This is a genomic window from Streptacidiphilus sp. MAP5-3 (assembly GCF_041262505.1).
Lineage (GTDB): Bacteria > Actinomycetota > Actinomycetes > Streptomycetales > Streptomycetaceae > Streptacidiphilus.
In genome coordinates this window covers 118,519-136,937 of the sequence record NZ_JBGCCL010000019.1, presented here as the reverse complement: position 1 = coordinate 136,937, position 18,419 = coordinate 118,519, and the positions used below count along the sequence as shown (strand labels likewise).

Genomic DNA, 18,419 nt, shown 5'->3' with positions numbered 1-18,419 from the left:
GGGGGGGGGGCGCGGGGGGGGCGGGGGGGGGGGGGGGCGGGGGGGGGGGGGGGGGGGGGGGGGGTGGGGGGGGGGGGGGGGGGGGGGGGGGGGGGGGGGGGGGGGGGCCCGCCCCCGGGCCCCCCCCCCCCCCCCGGCGGAAGGGCTCAGTGGACGCCGAGCCATTCCTTGATCGGGTGCAGGGCGAAGTAGACGAGGAAGACCGCGGTCAGTCCCCACATCAGCACGCCCGGCTCACGCCACCGGCCACGGCCGGCCTTGATCGCACAGTAGGCGATCACGCCCGCGCCGACACCGGCGGTGATCGAGTAAGTGAACGGCATCAGCGCGATGGTGAGGAAGGCCGGGATCGCCACCTCACGGTCGCCCCACTCGATGTGGCGCGCCTGGGAGAGCATCATCGAGCCGATGACGACCAGGGCCGCCGCCGCGACCTGACCCGGCACCATGCCGGCGATCGGGGTGAAGAACAGCATCGCGGCGAAGACCAGACCGGTGACGACGCTGGAGAAACCGGTCCGGGCGCCCTCGCCGACGCCGGTGGCCGACTCGATGAAGACCGTCTGACCGGACGCGCCGGACAGACCGCCGATGATGCCGCCGGTGCCGTCGACGAACAGCGCCTTGGACAGACCCGGCATCCGGCCCTGCTCGTCGGCGAGGCCCGCCTCGGTGCCGATGCCGATGATGGTCGCCATCGCGTCGAAGAAGCCGGCCAGCACCAGGGCGAAGACCGCGAAGCCCGCGCTCAGTGCGCCCATGCCCTTGCTGCTGAAGGCGCCGAACAGGTCGATGTGTCCGAAGAGACCGAAGTCCGGTGAGGCGACCGGGTTTCCGGGCCACTTCGGCGCCGACAGGCCCCAGACCGAGGCCGGGATGTTCAGCGTCGCGTTGAGGATCACGGAGATGATCGTGCCGGTGACGATGCCGATCAGGATCGCGCCGGGGACCTTGCGGGTCTGCAGGATGAAGATGGTCAGCAGCGTGATCGCGAAGATCAGCACCGGCCAGCCCTGCAGGTTGTTGTTGATGCCGAGCTGCAGCGGCGTGTCCGTACCGGCGGCGTCCGGGATGCGGGACACGAAGCCCGCGTTGACCAGGCCGATGAGGGCGATGAAGAGACCGATGCCGATGGTGATGGCGTGCTTGAGCGCCATCGGTATGCCGTTCATGATCTTCTCGCGAAGACCGGTCACGACCAGCAGCACGATGGCTGCACCGTAGATGACGCACAGGCCCATGGCCTGTGGCCAGGTGATGTGGGGGACCATCACGGCGGCAAGGGTGTTGGAGACGCTCAGACCAGCAGCCGCAGCGAGCGGTGCGTTGCCGACGACGCCGAGGAGGATGGTGGTCACCGCTGCGGCCAGGGCCGTTGCGGTGGTCACCTGGGCATGGCTCAGATGGTTCCCGTTGACGTCCGCCACCGAGAGGATGATCGGGTTCAACAGAAGGATGTAAGCCATGGCCATGAAGGTGGTCAGACCACCTCGGACCTCTCCGGCGACGGTGGAACCTCTCGCGGAGATTTTGAAGTACGCGTCCAGGGCGCTCTTCGGTTTGGGATCCGGGGACCGGGTGGGGTCGCCGGAAGGGTTGACACTGGGTTCCGTGGATGTCTGGGTCACGGTTCCACTCCCAAGTTTCGTAGGGGGTTGGGGTGGAGCGGCCGGCCTGGGTGACCCTCTTGGCAGGGATTCAGGGGACGGTGCGGCGCGCTACTTTCTACAGCTGCCGTGGTGCACGGGCCTCGGCGAAGGCTGCGTGCTGGCGAGTGCGGGGTACATCGTTTGCTTTCTCTGGTGCTGGGTGGTGCCTGCACTGCAGGGGTGGCGCAGTGGAGCTTCTTGCGGTGGGGTGGTGCTGCCCCGGGGTGAGGCGCGGGAAGACGAGACATGGTTACCTCACCCCGGAGCGGTCTGTGAGCCGTCGTCAGCTCGCCCTGCTGTTCAGCAGGTTGGGCGGGCAGTCACTCCGTGCCGGTGAGGTGTTCGGGCCGGACCGGCACGCGGTCCAGCGCGAGGCCGGTGGCCGCGCGGATGGCCGCGACGACGGCGGGGGTGGACGACAGGGTGGGCGCCTCGCCGACACCGCGCAGCCCGTACGGGGCGTGCTCGTCGGCGAGTTCGAGGACGTCCACCGGCATCGGCGGGGTGTCCAGGATGGTGGGGATGAGGTAGTCGGTGAAGGACGGGTTCCTGACCTTGCCGTCCTTGACGACGATCTCCTCCATGACCGCGAGGCCGAGGCCCTGGGTCGAACCGCCCTGGATCTGGCCGACCACGGAGAGTGGGTTGAGCGCCTTGCCCACGTCCTGGGCGGCGGCCAGCTCGACCACCTTGACCAGGCCCAGCTCCACGTCCACGTCCACCACGGCGCGGTGGGCGCAGAAGGTGTACTGGACGTGGCCGAAGCCCTGGCCGGTCTCCTTGTCGAAGGGGACGGTGGGCCGGTGGTGGTGCTCGCGGGTCAGGTCGATCACGGTGTCGCCGAGCAGGTCGACGATGGTGATCAGCACGCCGGCGGAGGCGGAGACCACCTTGCCGCCGACCAGCGTCAGGTCGTTGTACGTCCAGCCGTACCGCTTGCGGCCCAGCGCCAGCAGCTCGTTGCGGACCGCCTCGGCGGCCAGCTTGACGGCGCCGCCGGTCATGTAGGTCTGACGCGATGCGGAGGTCGAACCGGCCGACCCCACCTCGGTGTTGGCCGGGTGGATGGTGACCCGCTCGACGCCCAGCTCGGTCCGGGCGATCTGGCCGTGGACGGTGACGCCGCCCTGGCCGACCTCGGCCATGGCCGTGTGCACCATGGCGACCGGCTCGCCGCCGATGACCTCCAGGCGGACCCGGGCGGTCGAGTAGTCGTCGAAGCCCTCGGAGAAGCCGACGTTCTTGATGCCGACCGCGTAGCCGACGCCGCGGACGATGCCCTCGCCGTGCGAGGTGTTGGACAGCGCACCGGGGATCTCGCGGATGTCCAGGTGCGTGGTGTCCAGCGCGGGCGGAAGCGGCAGCTCCTTGACCCGGCGCAGCAGGTCCGCGACCGGGGCCGGGGAGTCGATCTCCTGGCCGGTCGGCATGATCGAGCCCTGCGAGACCGCGTTGAGCTGCCGCAGCTCCACCGGGTCGATGTTCAACTCGACGGCCAGCTTGTCCAGTTGCGCCTCGTAGGCGAAGCAGGCCTGGACCGCGCCGAAGCCGCGCATCGCGCCGCAGGACGGGTTGTTGGAGTAGAGCGCGACCGCCAGCATGTTGACGTTCGGCACCTCGTACGGACCCATGCCCAGCGAGGCCGCGTTGCCGACGACGGCCGGGGAGGCGGAGGCGTAGGCGCCGCCGTCCAGCACGATCCGGGCGTCGCAGTAGACCAACTTGCCGTCGCGGGTGGCGCCGTGCTCGTAGGTCAGCTTGGCCGGGTGACGGTGCACGTGCCCGAAGAACGACTCCTCGCGGGAGTACACGATCTTGACGGGCTTTCCGGTGCGCTGCGCCAGCAGGCAGGCGTGGACCTGCATGGACAGGTCCTCGCGGCCGCCGAACGCGCCGCCGACACCGGCCAGGGTGAGCCGCACCTTGTTCTCGGGCAGGCCGAGCACCGGGGCGATCTGCTCGCGGTCCACGTGCAGCCACTGGGTGGCGATGTAGAGGTCGATGCCGCCGTCCTCGGCGGGCACGGCCAGACCGGACTCCGGGCCGAGGAAGGCCTGGTCCTGCATGCCGACCACGTAGTCGCCCTTGACGACCACGTCCGCGAGCGCGCGGACCTCGTCGGTGACGCCCTGGCCGTAGACCACCTTCTGCGAGTGGACGATATTGCCGCTCGCGTGGCCCTTGTACTCCGACGGCTCGTGCACGTACCCGTAGGTCTCCGGGTCGAGGCACTGCTCCTCGGTGGTGATGGTCGGCAGCAGCTCGTACTCGACCTTGATCTTGGCGAGCGCGCGGCGGGCCGTCTCCGGGTGGTCCGCCGCCACGATGGCGATGGCCTCGCCGTGGTAGCGGATCTTGCCGGTGGCCAGCGCGGGCTGGTCCTTGATCTCCAGGCCGTAGAACTTGGTGCCGGGGATGTCGTCGTAGGTCATCACCGCGTACACGCCGGGGTGCTTGACCGCCTCGCTGGTGTCCACGGACAGGATCCGGGCGTGGGCGTGCGGCGAACGCAGCGCCATGCCCCACAGCATGTCCTCGTGCCACATGTCGGACGAGTAGGCGAACTCGCCCTTGACCTTGAGGATGCCGTCCGGACGCAGCGGCGAGCCGCCGATGCCGTCCGGGTGGGCGCTGGTGATGCTCTGGAGGTTCTTCTCGGTACGGATGGCACGCGTGCTCACTTCGACACCTCCGCGTTCGTGTCGCCCTTGGCGCACTTGCGGGCCGACGCGAGCCGGACCGCGTCCATGATCTTCTCGTAGCCGGTGCACCGGCACAGGTTGCCGGAGAGCGCCTCGCGGATGTCGTTGTCGCTCGGCTGCTGCTTGCGCTCCAGCAGGTCGTGGGTCTGCACCAGCAGACCCGGGGTGCAGAAGCCGCACTGCACCGCGCCCGCGTCGACGAAGGCCTGCTGGACGTCGTCCAGGCCCTTCTCCGGGTCGGCCAGGCCCTCGACGGTGCGGACCTCGCGGCCCTGCACCTGACCCGCGGCGACCAGACAGGAACAGACCGGGCTGCCGTCCAGGTACACCGTGCAACTGCCGCACTCGCCCTGCTCGCAGGCGTTCTTGGAACCCGGCAGGCCCAGGCGCTCGCGGAGCATGAACAGGAGGCTCTCGCCCTCCCAGACGTCGTCCGCCTCGACCTCGCGGCCGTTGGCGTTGAAGGTCACCCTCATGCTGCGCTCCTCAGGGACTGCGTGTACTCGTTCCAGGTCCAGGTCAGGGTGCGGCGCGCCATGACCGCCAGCGCGTGGCGGCGGTAGGCGGCGGTCCCGCGCACGTCGTCGATGGGCGACGAGGCGGCGGAGACCAGCTCACCGAAACGCTGGATGGCGGCCGGGCCGATCAGGCCGCCGGACTGCCACAGGCCGCGCTCGGCCAGCTCGCCGGCCAGGAACCCCTCGGCCTCGACCGCGCGGCGCGGCGTAGGGGCGGCGGAGCCGATGCCGGTGCCGACCGTGCCGTTCTTGGGGTGCAGCGCGAAGCCGAAGGCGCAGACCGCGATGACCATCGCGTTGCGGGTGCCGATCTTCGAGAACTGCTGCGGGCCGTCCGCGACCGGGATCCGCACCGCGCGGATCAGCTCGTCCGGCTCCAGGCTGTTGCGCTTGACGCCGAGGTAGAAGTCGTCGATCGCGATCAGCCGGGTGCCGCGCACGGACTGTGCCTCGACAAAGACGTCGCGCCCTGCGGCGAGCAGCGCCGGGTGGGCGTCACCGGCCGGCGAGGCACCGCCGAGGTTGCCGCCGACGCTGCCGCGGTTGCGGATCTGCGGAGACCCGACGGTGTTGCCGGCGATGGCCAGACCGGGGAGCCGGTCGCTCAGTTCGTTGGTGATGCGGGCGTACGGCACGGCCGCGCCCAGCCGGATCACCTCGCCCTCGACGGCCTGGCCGTCGGGGCCCTCGAACGTGCCGGACTCCCACTCGGTCAGCTCACTGATCCGGTTGAGGTCCAACAGCGCGGCGGGGCGGTGGCGGTCGAAGTTGAGCTCGACCATGACGTCAGTGCCGCCGGAGATCGGCAACGCGGACGGGTTCTCAGCCTTCGCCGCGAGTGCCTCGTCCCAGGTGGCGGGCCGCAGGAACTCCATGCGGGTGACTCCTTCAGTCGGTACAGCGGGTGCGGTACTGCGGGATGCTCGGGGAGCGCGGGGAGGTGTGTGAGCAGTACACAAGTCGCACGCCTTGTGCCGTCAGTCACTGATGGCATGAAGGTGGCGAGGAAGTGCCACCCATAGGGCTGTACGTTTCTCCAACGATTGGCGAACACGTCGGTACGACTCGTTGACCATCAGTTTGTGTTCTCCGGTCGCGAAAAGGGTGGCCACAGCTGTCAACACTGGGCGTAGTGTCAGATCGTGACCGAGCCCACACAGCAGCCAGAGGCGATTTCCTCGCCCAACCCGTTCCTGCAGGCCAGCGAGCTTCCCTTCGAACTGCCGCCGTTCGAGCGGATCGAGGAGGAGCACTACCTCCCGGCCTTCGAGGCCGGCATGGCCGAACAGCTCGCCGAGATCGCGGCGATCACCGCGAACCCGGAGCCCGCCGACTTCGAGAACACGCTCGTGGCCCTGGAGCGCAGCGGCACGCTGCTGCGCCGGGTGGAGCTGGTGTTCTTCAACAAGACCAGCTCCGACTCCACGCCGACCCTCCGGGAGCTGGACGCGGAGATCAGCCCGCGCCTCGCCGCCCACAGCGACGCGATCCGGCTGGACCCGGCCCTCTTCGCCCGGATCGACGCCGTCCACGCCCGTCGCGACGAGCTGGGCCTGGACCCCGAGTCGCTGCGCCTGGTCGAACGCCACCACGCCCGCTTCGTCCGCAGCGGCGCCCGCCTCGACGAGTCCGGCCAGGCCCGGCTGCGCGAACTCAACGCGGAGCTGGCCACGCTCAGCACCACCTTCGAGCGGCACGTCTTCGAGGAGACCCGCGCGGCGGCGTTGGTGCTCGACACGGCGGTGCAGCTGGCCGGTCTCCCCGAGGACAAGATCGCCGCTGCCGCCGAGAACGCCAAGGCCCTGGGCCACGACGGCCGTTATGTCATCAGCCTGAAGAACTTCTCCAACCAGACCGAGCTCGCCTCGCTGACCGACCCGGAGCTGCGCGCCCGCCTGCTGGACGCCTCGCTCCAGCGCGGCATCACCGTCAACGGTCCCCTCGCCGCCCGGATGGCGGCCCTGCGCGCCGAGCGCGCCGAGCTGCTCGGTTTCCCCAGCCACGCGGCCTGGGAGGTCTCCGACCAGACGGCGGGCACCACGGACGCCGTCGAGTCCATGCTGGGCCGCCTGGTCGCCCCCGCCATGGCCAACGCCGACCGTGAGGGCGCGGCGCTGGCGGCTGCGGACGGTGGTTCCGGCGTGGTGTCGGCGTCGGACTGGCAGTTCCTGTCGGAGCGCGTCCGCAAGGAGCAGTACGACGTCGACACCGCCGCGATGCGCCCCTACCTGGAGCTGGAGTCCGTGCTCCGGCGCGGTGTCTTCCACGCCGCCGGGCTCGTCTACGGCATCACCTTCACCGACCGCCCAGACCTGGTCGCCTACCACCCCGACGCCCGGGTCTTCGAGGTCCGCGACGCCGACGGCAGCAGCATCGGCCTCTTCGTCGGCGACTTCTTCGCCCGCGAGTCCAAGCGCGGCGGCGCCTGGATGAACGAGCTGGTGATCCAGTCGAAGCTGTTCGGCCAGAAGCCGGTCGTGGTCAACAACCTCAACATCGCCAAGCCCCCGGCGGGCGAGCCGGCCCTGCTCACCTGGGACGAGGTCCGCACCCTCTTCCACGAGTTCGGCCACGCCCTGCACGGCCTCTTCTCCGACGTCCGCTATCCCTCGCTGGCCGGTACCGAGGTCCCGCGCGACTTCGTCGAGTACCCCTCGCAGGTCAACGAGATGTGGCAGGAGTGGCCCGAGGTCCTGGCCAACTACGCCCGCCACGTCGAGACCGGTGAGCCCATGCCCGCCGAGCTGGTCGAGCGGGTGCGGGAGGCGCAGAACTTCGGCGAGGGCTTCCGGACGGTGGAGTACCTGGCGGCGGCGCTGCTCGACTGGGCCTGGCACATCCGCCCCGCCAAGGACCCGATCGCCGAGGACCCGCAGGCGGCCGAGGCCTTCGAGGCGGCGGCGCTCACGCGCTACGGCCTCGCCCACCCGTCGATTCCGCCCCGCTACCGGACGGGCTACTTCGCCCACATCTTCGCGGGCGGCTACGCGGCGGGCTACTACGGCTACATCTGGTCCGAGGTGCTCGACGCCGACACGGTGGAGTGGTTCAAGGCCAACGCGGCGGCGGGCGTCTCCGTCCGCGAGAGCGGCGAGACCTTCCGCCGTGAGCTGCTGGGCCGTGGCGGCAGCGTCGACCCGATGGGTGCGTTCGCCGCCTTCCGTGGCCGCGCCCCGGAGATCGCGCCGCTGCTGGCCCGTCGCGGTCTGGACGGCGCCGACGCCGGGTCCGCCGCATCCGGCTCGGAGGCGTAGCCGCGCGGGAGGGGGGACGCTGGAGGCAGACGGGACCGGGGCCGGTGCGGGCCCGTCTGCCGTCCGGGCGATTCGGCGCGTGTCACCGATCGTCAGGTACGGTGCACCGGAAAACTTCCCTGGGAGGCTGTTGGGGAACCTGGGCGGGCTGGGCCCACCTGGCACCAGCTGATCCGGCCCAGGTTCCCCGACAGCCTCTGACCCGACAATCCGGAGGTACCCGACGTGCGGATCGGCGCGCTGCTCGCTCCCACCGCACCGCCCATGCGCCTGCTCGCCGGGGAAGGCGAGCTGGATCGGGTGGTCACCGGGGTGATGACGACAGACCTGCGCGACCCGAGCCGGTACCTCCACGGCGGCGAGCTCGTACTCACCGGCATGCTCTGGCGCTACGAGCCCGAGGACTCCGAGCGCTTCGTCCGCTTCCTCGCGGCCGGGGGAGCGGCCGGTCTCGCGGCGGGCGAGGCCGAGGTCGGCCCCGTCCCGCAGGACCTGATCGACGCCTGTGCGCGCCACCGGATGCCGCTCTTCGCCGTCGGTGAGGACATCGCCTTCGGCGCGGTCACCGAGTACGTGGTCAGACAGGTCTCGGCGGACCGCGCCGCCGACCTGTCCGCGCTCGTCGACCGCCACCGGATGCTGGTCTCCGCCGCCGGAGGCGCGGGTCTCGACGCCGTGCTCGACCTCCTCGGCGGCGACGTCGACCTCGACTGCTGGGTGCTCACCCCCACCGGTCGCGTGGTCGCCGGCCCGGCCGGGGGCCTCGACCCCGCCGAGCGCGACCAGTTGTCCCGCGCCCACCTGGAGGCCCAACGCCGACGTCACGCACCCTCCACCCGCGCCCGCATCGGCGCGCGCGAGTTCTCGCTGCTGCCGGTCGCGGGCGGTGCCGCGCTGGCGCAGTGGATCCTGGCCATCGAGGGCGACGTCACCGAGTGGACCGTCAAGCGCCAGCAGCTCGCCGAGAACCTGGCCCGTCTGGTCTCCGCCGAACGCGTCCGCCGGGACGAGAGCCGGACGCTGCGCGCCCGCCTCGCCGACGAGATGATCGCGCTGCTCCAGCGCGACGCCGCCCCCGACGAACTGCTGCGCGCCCTCGAGGCCGCGCACGCCATGACGCTGTCCGACGCGAGCGTCGGTCAGCAGCCGCTGCCCACCGGCTGGGTGGTCGTCTCCGTCGAGGGCCAGGGTCTGGGCGAGGGCGACGCCCGCGAGGCCGTCGTCGAGGCGGTCACGGGTCTGGACGACCGCGCCCTGGTGGGCGGCGGTGGACTCGGCGCGATCGTGCTGCTGCCCCAGCCCGCAGGCAAGCGCACCGCAGCCGAGGTGCTCGGCGACCTCTTCGGCCCCCTCGACGCCGGTCTCGGACCCGAGGGCCGCCTCACCATCGGCGTCAGCGCCCCGGCCAGCGGCGTCGGCGGCCTGCGCGGCGCGCTGGAGGAGGCCCGCCACGCCCGCCGCATCGCCGCCGCCCGCGTCGGCCGGATCTGCGTCGCCGGTCCCGAGGAGCTCGCCTCCCACGTGCTGCTGCTCGCCGCCGTCCCGGACGAGGTACGGCGCGCGTTCCGCTCCCGGCTGCTGGACCGGGTCGTCGGCTACGACCTCGAACACCAGGCGGACCTGGTCCGCACCCTGGAGGCCTTCCTCCGCTACGACGGCTCCTGGACGCGCTGCGCCGCCGCGCTCCACGTCCACGTCAACACCCTGCGCTACCGCATCGGCCGGATCGAGGAACTGACCGGCCGTGACCTGTCCAAGCTGGAGGACCGGGTCGACTTCTTCCTTGCGCTCGAGTTGAGCTGACGGTCCGTCGGCGCGCTGCCTCCGGGCCGGTCTGGGACCATGGTCGGGCATGGTCGGTACGACACGAACGGATGCCAGTTGAGCAGCGTGTACGGCGAGTACGGCGAGTACGTCCGCAGGATGGCGCTTCGGCTCCCGGCCGTCGGCATCGACATCGGTGGGACGAAGATCGCTGCCGGGGTGGTCGACGGCGAGGGCACCGTCGTCGAGCAGATCCGCACGGAGACGCCGCACCGCAGCAAGAGCCCGAAGGTCGTCGAGGACGTCATCACGGAGCTCGTGCTGGCCCTGGCCGACCGTCACGACGTCCACGCGGTCGGCATCGGCGCGGCGGGCTTCGTCGACGCGCAGCGGGCCCGGGTCCTCTTCGCCCCGCACCTGAGCTGGCGCAACGAGCCCATTCAGGCCGCGCTGAGCGACCGGCTCAAGCTCCCGGTGGTTGTCGAGAACGACGCCAACGCCGCCGCGTGGGCGGAGTGGCGCTTCGGCGCGGGCGCCGACGAGGAGCGCCTGGTCATGGTCAACCTCGGCACCGGCATCGGCGGCGCGATCGTCCGTTCCGGACGCCTGGACCGGGGCCGCTACGGGATGGCCGGCGAGTTCGGCCACATGACCGTGGTCCCCGGCGGCCACCGCTGTCCCTGCGGCAACCGGGGCTGCTGGGAGCAGTACTCATCCGGCAACGCCCTGGTCCGCGAGGCGCGCGAACTGGCCGCCGCCGAGTCCCCGGTCGCCCAACCGCTGCTCGACCGCGTCGACGGCGACGTGGGCGCGATCACCGGCCCGCTGGTCACGGAGGCCGCGAGGGACGGCGACCCGTGCGCCGTCGAACTGTTGCAGGAGATCGGCAACTGGCTGGGCCTCGGCCTGGCCAATCTGGCCGCCGCACTGGACCCCGGCCGGTTCGTCATCGGCGGCGGCGTCTCGGCAGCGGGCGAACTGCTGCTCGGCCCGGCCCGGGAGGCCTACCGGCGCAATCTGACGGGCCGTGGGTTCCGCCCCGAGTGCGACGTGGTCGGCGCACGACTGGGCAACACGGCGGGCATGATCGGCGCCGCCGACCTGGCCCGCGGGCGCGCACGCCGCTTCCGCACGGTCAAGCGCAGCCGCGTCGAGCGCACGGCGGCCCGGCGGCGCGGGCAGTGGTGGACGGCGGGGAATTCGTCGTCCGATCAGTGAATTCACCTGTGAGTGACGGTTGTGACCGGGGGTCCGACCCGAAGGAGGGCCAGACCGAAGACTGGCTCCTTGATCGACTATTCCAAGACGCGAATACGCCCGTTGCGGCATAGACGCTCCCGTGTGAGGCCGCCTACCTTCGTGCTCGGGGCACGTTGGGTGCCCGGCGGGAAGGGGCTCATCGTGACGGAGAAGGTCGGGCTTACGCGGCTCACCGGAAGCGGGGAAGGCTCCGGGGAGTGCGGGCAGGGGGACTGCCCGAACGTCTATAAGACGGATCGCGGCACGCTCGTGGTCCAGGGCGACAACTTCACCGGGTTCCAGCCACCGGACGGAGAGGGACTTGTTGAGATTCCCGAGGCCATTTTGCGGGAGGCTTTTCGTGCTCTTGGCTGGTGAAGAGTGGGCGGCGAAATTCCGTGACTTCAAGCGCGAGGCATGGCGTTTGGAGACGCTTCCTCAGTATCTTGTGCCACAGGAAGCTGATGAACTGGCCAGGTTCCGCGCGGGTGAGATCTTTCCGGAGATTCAAGAGGATGGCTGGACTGCCCAGATTCGGCGGCATCGGGCCGAGGGGCGATCGATGGGACGAGTCCATGTTCTGTGCCGTCCGCTGAGTGACTACTTGCGCTTTGAATTCTCCAGGTATTACCGTCATAGCGCCCGCGCGGGCGAGGATATCAGAATTCTTGATGTGACTGAGCGGGAGAATCCCGTTCGGGGTATCCAAGATTTCTGGATGTTTGATCACTCTACGGTCGTGCTCATGAACTACGAACCGGACGGCACCCAGATAAACCGCGTGCTCCATGCGGGAGATATTGAGCCATTTCTTGAGGCTCAGCGGATTGCTGTTGCTGAGTCCATCCCCTTTGGGGAGTACGTGACCGCGTGACGCTCGACCCGGAACAGCTGGGTCAAAGCAAAGCCGACCTGGCAGAAACACTGAGATCGCTGCGGCAGCGAGCCGGACTCTCTGGGGTCCGGCTCGCTCAGCGTTGCAATATGTCGCAGTCGAAGATCTCAAAGATGGAGACCGGGAAGACTGTTCCCACGCTGGTTGACGTTGAGCGTATCCTTCGAGCACTCGATGCCCCGCCTTCACTGATCGCCGAGGTCACAGCCCTCGCTCGGATTGCGAATACCGAGTGGCAGGACTTTCGCTCAATGCGCCGCAAGGGACTGGAGAAGAAGCAGATCGAGCTTGCTGACCTTGAGCAGTCGTCGGCCGAGTTCCGATTCTTTCTGCCGACCATGGTCACCTCGCTGCTGTCGACCCCTGAATATATTCGCGCTACCTTGGCCAGTGTTCCGGGAGATCACACAAAGGCCATTGCTCGGAAGCTCGACAGGCAATCCGTCCTCTATGATCCCGTCAAGCAATTCACGTTTATCCTCACGGAGCAGGCGGTGAGATGGCCGCTTCTATCGGCGCCGGCGATGAGCATGCAAATCGACCGGCTCGTATCTGTGAGTCGCCTTCCCGGCGTGCGCCTCGGGGTGCTCCCGCTTGCTGGCTATATTCCGTTGACACCCCTGAATGTCTTCACCATTTATGACCGCAGCATGGCCACGGTGGAAACATCAACGGGGGTCATGGTGTTCAAGGACTCCAGGGACGTTGACAGCTACCTCGAGGAGTTCTCATCATATGAAGAACATGCCCTCTGGGGAGGCGACGCGCGTATTCGCCTTGAGGAATGGGCGCAGCTCTTCCGGTGATCTTTAGTCCACAACGAGAATGATACTGGAACCGCTTCGCCGGCTGGCCGATCATCAATTGCAAGAGATCCCGCAAACGGCCACAGGGAGCGGCACTGTGACGACGACTCAGCGACATGTCAGCACCGACCCGTATCGGATTGCCATCGTGGCAGCAGAACGACTCAGGAAAGCCCTCACTGCGCACTGCATCGTGATTCCGTCGCTCCACGGGTCGCACCCAGTGAGGGATACGCCGTTCGTGGAGTTGGACGGTTGTACGGCCGAGGTGGCGGAGGCGCTGGCAACCGTGCTGGAGAGGATCCAGCCGGAGGCGACCGCGTGAGCACCCCAGTTGAGGGCTGCTTTTGGTGCGCCTCGTTCGAACGCGAGCAGCGCCAAGCGGCAGAGCTCGACATGCCCCGGACCGCTGTCCACCACGGGGAAATGCTCGCTGGGCACATCGAGGAAGACCACCGGGGCCGGGGACATCCGGTTTTCCTCGCTTCGCCCGCTGAGGCGGTTCGCTACTGAGTCCCGCGTTCCGGGACGGATCAAAGACGACGCGGGGCCGCGACCCCGCACAACACCATGGACCGCCCTGCCGGACGCCGTGGGGCACCCTTGCGCCCGGATCACGGACAGCACGCGGATGGTCGGCATCTCCGACGACAAGGCGGATCAAGCCCTTGCCGAAGCCGAAGCCGAAGCCGAAGCCGAAGCCGAAGCCCGCGCCCCGGCTGCGGGTGAGGCGGCGTGGGTTCCCCTGTTCGTCGACTGAGACGGACCATCCCGAGACGGCCCCCGTCTGAGCCTTTGTCCCCCTGAGGGGCCGAGCGGGCGGGTCGAGAAAGTCGGTCACACTTTGGATCTTTGCGAGGCAGGATGGCAGGTATGCGACTCACCAAACTCGGCCATGCCTGCGTCCGTCTGGAGCGGGACGGACAGACGCTCGTGCTCGATCCCGGCGCGTACAGCGAACCCACGGCGATCGACGGCGCGGACGCCGTGCTCGTCACGCACGAGCACGCGGACCACTTCGTGGAGGCGACGCTGCGGGCGGCGGTGGAGGCCAACCCGGCGCTGCAGATCTGGACCAACAAGGCCGTCGCGGCTCAGTTGGCGGGGCTCGGCGCGGGGCGGGTGCACGTCGTGGGACATGGCGACGCGTTCACCGCCGCCGGGTTCGAGGTGCAGGTGCACGGCGAGTGGCACGCCGTCATCCACCCGGATCTGCCGGTGATCCGGAACAACGGATACCTGGTCGAGGGGGTCTTCCACCCCGGGGACTCGCTGACCGTCCCCGAGGCGGCCGTCGACACGCTGCTGCTGCCACTGCACGCGCCCTGGTCGAAGACCGGCGAGGTGATCGACTACACCCGCGCGGTCGGCGCGAAGCGCAGCCTTGCCGTCCACGACGCGTTGCTCTCGGTCTTCGGGCTGGAGGTGGAAGAGCGCCTGGTCGGTGGAAATGTCACCGAGCAGACGCTCTTCACCCGGGTGGAACCGGGAACCTCGTTCGACCTCTCAGCTGGGCCGAGCTGAGCTCGCGAGCTCAGCTCGCGGTGAGGAGCGGTCGCAGCACGCCGCTCTGCATCCGGGCGACGAGCGGAGGCGCGTACCTGCGCGCCAGCAGCATCGTCGGGAGGGCGACGGCGGTGCCGACCAAGAGGCCGACGACGACGTCGTGCGGGTAGTGGGCGCCGACCCAGACCCGGGCGAAGGCCATCACCAGGGCCAGCGCGGCGGCGATGATGCCCAGGTAGCGGTTGACCAGCCACAGCGCGGCGGCCGAGGCGGCGGCGATGGTGGCGTGGTTGCTCGGGAAGGACCAGTCGCCGACGCCCGGGCAGGGCTGCAGCGTCACTGTGCCGGGAATCGCCTGGCACGGTCGGACCTCGGTGACGAGGCTCTTGATGACGTCGTTCACCACGAAGGCGACGACCACCGCGACCGGCACGGCCAGCGCCGTCGTCATGGCGCGGGGGTCGCGCGCCTGCCGGGCCTGCCACCAGCCCCAGACCATCAGCAGGGCGAAGAAGCCGAGGCCGAGGGTGGCGTAGAAGGAGATCAGGTCGTCGAACCAGTGCGGTGCGCTCTGCGCCTGCTGGGTGAACCAGCTGTAGAGGCCGCCGTCGATGGACGGGCCGGACAGCGCGAGGTTGTGCAGGTTGATGCTCTGCGGCGCGATGCTGTGCAGGCCTGCGGCCTGCGCGGCACCGGCCTGCGCCGCGTCGACGTGGACGGCACCGATGTGGATGGCACCGCTCTGGACGGCGCCGTGCGCGACGGCGGTGGGCTGGAGGGCGCTCACGAGGCGATCACTCCGCAGCGGTGCTGCTCTTGCGAGCGCGCAGCAGTTCCAGGGCGATCGGGATCAGGGAGAGGACCACGATCACGCCGATGATCGGCAGCAGGTAGTTGTCGATGTTCGGGATGCTCGACCCGAGCGCGTATCCGGCCAGCGTGACGCCGATGCTCCAGACCACGCCACCGACGATCTGCCAGAGGGTGAAGACCTTGACCGGGACGTTCAGGGCGCCGGCCATCGGGTTGAGCACGGTGCGCACCACCGGGATGAAGCGGGCCAGCACGATCGCCTTGGCGTACCCGTACTTGGCCAGGATCTCCTCGGCCCGCTCCGCGCCCCGCTGCAGGTGCTTGTTCTTGCTGCGGGCCAGCAGCGCCTGGCCGCCCTTGCGGCCGATCAGGTAGCCGACCTGGGCGCCGATCAGTGCGCCGGCGACGGCGCAGACCAGCACGGACGGCAGGTTCAGGTGCACGCCGTTCTTGGTGGTGGTGCAGAGCAGACCGGCGGTGAACAGCAGCGAGTCGCCCGGCAGGAAGAAGCCGACCAGCAGGCCGGTCTCGGCGAAGAGGATCACCGCGATGCCCAGTGCGCCGAAAGCGGCGAGCACCGAGTTGGCATCGAGGAGGTTCACCGCGAGGTTGTGCACGGCCGAGGGGTCCGGGGCCATCGGAATGATCCTCCTGCAGAGGTGGGCGGGGATTCGGTAAGGTCTGACGAGTCAAACGTCTACATCCATGTAGTCGTTCCGGGTCACTGTAGTGGATGGACGTGAGGATTCCGAAGACGTGAGCGGTGCCCGGGGCGCGAGAGAGCAAGAGGTGCGTGAGAAGGTGCGCCGGGCGCGGATGCACGGAACGACACGCATGGAACGACACGCATGGAACGACACGCATGGATCGACACGAGAGTGGGGAGGCCGAGGGGCATGGCGGATGCGGGAGGTTTGGCGGATGCGGGACACCGGCGGAATCCCGGTGAGCTGGAGTCCGGCGTGCTCTCCGTGCTGTGGTCCGCGACGGGACCGTTGACCCCGGGGGAGATCCAGCGCGCTCTCGGCGGGGGGCTGGCGCGCACCACGGTGAACACGATCCTGTCCCGGCTGCACGAGAAGGGCGTGGTGGAGCGCACCCGCAGCGGGCGTGCCTTCGCCTACGCGCCGGCGCGAGAGGTCACCGACGCGCCGGGGCTGGTGGCGCGCCGGATGCGGTCGGAGCTCGACAAGGAACAGGACCGCGAGGCCGTGCTGGCCCGCTTCGTGTCAGGGCTCAGTGACGAGGATGAGGAGCATCTGCGCCGCCTGCTCGGCACGTGAGGGTCACGGATCGTCCGCGAGCCATGATGGACGCATGACCTCCAGCACGCAGAACTTCCTCACCCGGACCTTCGAGCTCACCACCGGCCACCAGGAGGCGGCCGTCGATCTGACGAGCCGGTGTGAGAGCTTCCTGGCCGAGGTCGCGCCGGGACGGGACGGGCTGCTCAACGTCTTCGTGCCGCACGCGACCGCCGGGATCGCGGTCATCGAGACGGGCGCGGGGAGCGACTCCGACCTGCTGGCCCAGCTGCGCGAACTGCTGCCCGCCGACGACCGCTGGCGGCACCGGCACGGCTCGCCGGGGCACGGTCGGGACCACGTGCTGCCGGCGCTGGTGGCCCCGCACGCGACGCTGCCGGTGATCGACGGACGCCTGGCGCTCGGGACGTGGCAGTCGGTCCTACTGGTCGACACCAACGTCGACAACCCGGTCCGTACCGTGCGCCTCTCGTTCCTCGGGGGCTGATCGTCCGGCTAGGGCACTGCCGTAGCTATTCGCGAACAGGGCCGAGGGGGTAGGGCGCGACGAAGCCCCGGTACGCGTCCCTGCGATCGGAGGGCAGGTCCTTCCAACCGGTGATCCGGCCGCGGCACAAGGCAGTTCCGCACTGACAGTGGGCAGGGAGGTGCTCAATGTCGTAGTTGCGCATGCCGTCGACGATGGCAATCAGCAAACCCTGTGGGCGGCGGCGCCGTTGTGAAGGAAGCGAGCACGACCGTGCTCGTCGGAGCCGATCAGGGACAGGACTTGATGGCCGTCGAATGTGGGTTCGGCGGTGATGATTGCACTGTCGTTGAGGCGGACTACCTCGACGCGATCCTCGTGCTTGCCGAGGAAGGACTTCGCGAGTTCGTTGCGGGGGTGGCGGATGAGGAACGCGCGGTCGTCCTCGACGGTGAGCGTGATGTCGTACAGGGTGCTGCGGTAGGTGCCGCACATGCGGTCCACGTCGAGGAGGGGCGGATGCGCAGGCGGCACTGGCAGTGGCGCCGTCTCGGCGCCGGTGAGATCTCCGAGGACGGTGCTGAATATCTCGTGGGCCAGCGCCTCTGTACCCGAACTGTTGGTCAGCACAGCCACCGCCACACCGGCCGAGGGGACGACGCGCAGAAATGCCTTCTGTCCCTTGGAAACGCCGGTATGACCGACGGTGCCGTCCCCGTACAGCATCCAGCCAAGCCCCCAGCCCCGGACGCCGCCTCCGAAGTCCGGGACGGATTCGAGCTGGGGGTTGCGCAGTTCCGCGAGCGCAGGGTCGGTGAGGTGCAGGTGGACGAACTTCAGCAGATCGCGTGCGCTCATCGCGAGATGAGAGCCACTGGGCGTGGAGAAATAGCGGACCGCCCAGCTCTTCGTGGGCGCGAGCTCTCCGTCGGTCTCGACGTGCCCGATCGCGGCGCGATGCAGGATCGCCTCGTACGTGGTGGTGGCGACGGTCGTCAAGCCCAGTGGGGTCGCGAGGCGTTCGCGGAGCACGTCGTGGAAGGGCTTGCTCCGTAGCAACTCCACGAGCCTGCCGAGCACCACGTACCCGCTGTTGGAGTACGAGAAGAGGGTGCCCGGCGGGAGCAGGTGGTCCGCGTCGGCGAGCGTGGCGACGAACTTCTCGATCGCGTCGTCGTTGCGACCGGTGTCGGTGAAGTGGTTGCCGTCGATGCCGCCGGTGTGGGTGAGCAGATGACGAGCGGTCAGGACCTCGGTGGCCGCCGGATCGCTGAGCCGAAAGCCGGGCATGTAGTCGCGAACGGGACGGTCGAGGTCCAGCACACCGTCATTCACCAGTTGCTGGACCAGCGTGGCTGTCCAGATCTTGGTGATTGAGCCGATCTTGAACACCGAGTCGGTCGTGGTCTCAACTCGGGTGTGCAGACTCAGCACGCCCGCTGCCTCGTCGTGGATCTCCCCGTCAGCCAGCACGGCGATCTGTGCGCCCGGTACGCCGTACTTCGCGATGAGCTCGCTCAGATGCCATCCCATCCCAACAGC

At 69.3% G+C, this 18,419-nt stretch carries 18 protein-coding genes; 11 read left to right on the top strand and 7 right to left on the bottom strand.

Annotated elements, in window-relative coordinates:
- Window positions 1-146: 146 nt before the first annotated feature.
- The 4 genes from ABH928_RS25365 to ABH928_RS25350 all read right to left on the bottom strand — a co-directional run bounded on the left by ABH928_RS25365 (window position 147) and on the right by ABH928_RS25350 (window position 5,744).
- On the bottom strand, window positions 147-1,628 hold the full coding sequence (locus ABH928_RS25365) for an NCS2 family permease (protein WP_370070385.1): 1,482 nt from the start codon (window positions 1,626-1,628) through the stop codon (window positions 147-149).
- Between the two features lie 341 nt (window positions 1,629-1,969).
- Complete coding sequence (gene pucD / locus ABH928_RS25360; protein ID WP_370070397.1) at window positions 1,970-4,315, bottom strand: xanthine dehydrogenase subunit D; 2,346 nt, start codon at window positions 4,313-4,315, stop codon at window positions 1,970-1,972.
- An 11-nt stretch (window positions 4,316-4,326) separates the two neighbouring features.
- Complete coding sequence (locus tag ABH928_RS25355; protein ID WP_370070383.1) at window positions 4,327-4,827, bottom strand: (2Fe-2S)-binding protein; 501 nt, start codon at window positions 4,825-4,827, stop codon at window positions 4,327-4,329.
- Window positions 4,824-5,744: a xanthine dehydrogenase family protein subunit M gene (locus tag ABH928_RS25350; protein WP_370070381.1), complete on the bottom strand. Its 921-nt coding sequence runs from the start codon at window positions 5,742-5,744 to the stop codon at window positions 4,824-4,826. Before ABH928_RS25350 ends, ABH928_RS25355 begins: the two co-directional genes overlap by 4 nt.
- A gap of 267 nt (window positions 5,745-6,011) precedes the next feature.
- On the opposite strand from ABH928_RS25350, the gene ABH928_RS25345 reads away from it, so the two are divergent.
- From ABH928_RS25345 to ABH928_RS25305, 9 genes are all read left to right on the top strand, one after another.
- The gene (locus ABH928_RS25345; protein WP_370070379.1) at window positions 6,012-8,123 is read left to right on the top strand and encodes a M3 family metallopeptidase; all 2,112 of its coding nucleotides are present in this window, start codon (window positions 6,012-6,014) and stop codon (window positions 8,121-8,123) included.
- A 225-nt stretch (window positions 8,124-8,348) separates the two neighbouring features.
- Entirely contained in the window at window positions 8,349-9,926 is a 1,578-nt protein-coding gene (locus tag ABH928_RS25340) for a PucR family transcriptional regulator (RefSeq protein WP_370070377.1), read from the top strand.
- A 120-nt stretch (window positions 9,927-10,046) separates the two neighbouring features.
- Complete coding sequence (locus tag ABH928_RS25335; RefSeq protein WP_370070395.1) at window positions 10,047-11,105, top strand: ROK family glucokinase; 1,059 nt, start codon at window positions 10,047-10,049, stop codon at window positions 11,103-11,105.
- Between the two features lie 183 nt (window positions 11,106-11,288).
- Window positions 11,289-11,504, top strand: a complete 216-nt coding sequence (locus tag ABH928_RS25330) for a hypothetical protein (protein WP_370070375.1) — start codon at window positions 11,289-11,291, stop codon at window positions 11,502-11,504.
- Entirely contained in the window at window positions 11,488-12,000 is a 513-nt protein-coding gene (locus ABH928_RS25325; RefSeq protein ID WP_370070373.1) for a DUF6879 family protein, read from the top strand. Before ABH928_RS25330 ends, ABH928_RS25325 begins: the two co-directional genes overlap by 17 nt.
- Window positions 11,997-12,827, top strand: a complete 831-nt coding sequence (locus ABH928_RS25320) for a helix-turn-helix domain-containing protein (RefSeq protein ID WP_370070371.1) — start codon at window positions 11,997-11,999, stop codon at window positions 12,825-12,827. Before ABH928_RS25325 ends, ABH928_RS25320 begins: the two co-directional genes overlap by 4 nt.
- A gap of 97 nt (window positions 12,828-12,924) precedes the next feature.
- Window positions 12,925-13,152: a hypothetical protein gene (locus ABH928_RS25315; RefSeq protein ID WP_370070369.1), complete on the top strand. Its 228-nt coding sequence runs from the start codon at window positions 12,925-12,927 to the stop codon at window positions 13,150-13,152.
- Window positions 13,153-13,458: 306 nt separating this feature from the next.
- Window positions 13,459-13,587 carry a hypothetical protein gene (locus tag ABH928_RS25310; protein ID WP_370070367.1) on the top strand — a complete coding sequence of 43 codons (129 nt, stop codon included), beginning with the start codon at window positions 13,459-13,461 and terminating at the stop codon, window positions 13,585-13,587.
- Window positions 13,588-13,700: 113 nt separating this feature from the next.
- The gene (locus tag ABH928_RS25305) at window positions 13,701-14,351 is read left to right on the top strand and encodes an MBL fold metallo-hydrolase (protein ID WP_370070365.1); all 651 of its coding nucleotides are present in this window, start codon (window positions 13,701-13,703) and stop codon (window positions 14,349-14,351) included.
- Between the two features lie 10 nt (window positions 14,352-14,361).
- Here ABH928_RS25305 and ABH928_RS25300 read toward each other — a convergent pair whose 3' ends face one another.
- Both ABH928_RS25300 and ABH928_RS25295 read right to left on the bottom strand, forming a co-directional pair.
- Entirely contained in the window at window positions 14,362-15,120 is a 759-nt protein-coding gene (locus tag ABH928_RS25300) for a phosphatase PAP2 family protein (RefSeq protein WP_370070363.1), read from the bottom strand.
- Between the two features lie 7 nt (window positions 15,121-15,127).
- The gene (locus ABH928_RS25295; RefSeq protein WP_370070361.1) at window positions 15,128-15,784 is read right to left on the bottom strand and encodes a DedA family protein; all 657 of its coding nucleotides are present in this window, start codon (window positions 15,782-15,784) and stop codon (window positions 15,128-15,130) included.
- A 258-nt stretch (window positions 15,785-16,042) separates the two neighbouring features.
- Here ABH928_RS25295 and ABH928_RS25290 point away from each other — a divergent pair, with 258 nt between their 5' ends.
- Window positions 16,043-16,429: a BlaI/MecI/CopY family transcriptional regulator gene (locus tag ABH928_RS25290; RefSeq protein ID WP_370070359.1), complete on the top strand. Its 387-nt coding sequence runs from the start codon at window positions 16,043-16,045 to the stop codon at window positions 16,427-16,429.
- Between the two features lie 34 nt (window positions 16,430-16,463).
- Window positions 16,464-16,898 carry a secondary thiamine-phosphate synthase enzyme YjbQ gene (locus tag ABH928_RS25285; RefSeq protein ID WP_370070357.1) on the top strand — a complete coding sequence of 145 codons (435 nt, stop codon included), beginning with the start codon at window positions 16,464-16,466 and terminating at the stop codon, window positions 16,896-16,898.
- Window positions 16,899-17,099: 201 nt separating this feature from the next.
- Here ABH928_RS25285 and ABH928_RS25280 read toward each other — a convergent pair whose 3' ends face one another.
- Entirely contained in the window at window positions 17,100-18,410 is a 1,311-nt protein-coding gene (locus tag ABH928_RS25280) for a serine hydrolase domain-containing protein (protein ID WP_370070355.1), read from the bottom strand.
- Window positions 18,411-18,419 lie beyond the last annotated feature (9 nt).

Excerpts from the sequence above, each read along its gene's own strand:
- ABH928_RS25355 (WP_370070383.1), bottom strand. The coding sequence starts at position 4,827 with ATGAGGGTGACCTTCAACGCCAACGGCCGCGAGGTCGAGGCGGACGAC.
- ABH928_RS25350 (WP_370070381.1), bottom strand. The coding sequence starts at position 5,744 with ATGGAGTTCCTGCGGCCCGCCACCTGGGACGAGGCACTCGCGGCGAAG.
- ABH928_RS25335 (WP_370070395.1), top strand. The coding sequence starts at position 10,047 with ATGGCGCTTCGGCTCCCGGCCGTCGGCATCGACATCGGTGGGACGAAG.
- ABH928_RS25310 (WP_370070367.1), top strand. The coding sequence starts at position 13,459 with ATGGTCGGCATCTCCGACGACAAGGCGGATCAAGCCCTTGCCGAAGCC.
- ABH928_RS25305 (WP_370070365.1), top strand. The coding sequence starts at position 13,701 with ATGCGACTCACCAAACTCGGCCATGCCTGCGTCCGTCTGGAGCGGGAC.
- ABH928_RS25295 (WP_370070361.1), bottom strand. The coding sequence starts at position 15,784 with ATGGCCCCGGACCCCTCGGCCGTGCACAACCTCGCGGTGAACCTCCTC.
- ABH928_RS25290 (WP_370070359.1), top strand. The coding sequence starts at position 16,043 with ATGGCGGATGCGGGAGGTTTGGCGGATGCGGGACACCGGCGGAATCCC.
- ABH928_RS25285 (WP_370070357.1), top strand. The coding sequence starts at position 16,464 with ATGACCTCCAGCACGCAGAACTTCCTCACCCGGACCTTCGAGCTCACC.
- ABH928_RS25280 (WP_370070355.1), bottom strand. The coding sequence starts at position 18,410 with ATGGGATGGCATCTGAGCGAGCTCATCGCGAAGTACGGCGTACCGGGC.